This is a genomic window from Desulfocurvus sp. DL1XJH-121, assembly GCF_054819825.1.
In genome coordinates this window covers 1-244 of sequence record NZ_JBTVWW010000176.1, presented here as the reverse complement: position 1 = coordinate 244, position 244 = coordinate 1, and the positions used below count along the sequence as shown (strand labels likewise).

The following is a 244-nucleotide window of genomic DNA, read 5'->3' as shown; positions in this document are numbered from 1 at the left end:
AGATTGCAGATGACCCAAACCTTTCTGCTAGTTGCTGCATTTTTAAATTTATACTGTTTTCTTCTCCAACTATATTACATAGTGCTTCTATAAATTTTGATTTTCCTGTATCACCTTTTCCATAAAGTAATAATACTTTTTTTACTCTATTCCCTGTTATATTGGATAATGTTAATCCCGCATACTCTTGTAATACTTTTGTAATACCTTCGTTCCCTTCGCTTAGATCATCAATGAACTTGTC

At 31.6% G+C, this 244-nt stretch carries 1 protein-coding gene; it reads right to left on the bottom strand.

Annotation, left to right across the window (positions count from 1 at the left end):
- Positions 1-244, bottom strand: a 244-nt coding sequence (locus ACYYG1_RS17780; RefSeq protein ID WP_461211660.1) for a hypothetical protein, incomplete at both ends; no start/stop codon positions are given.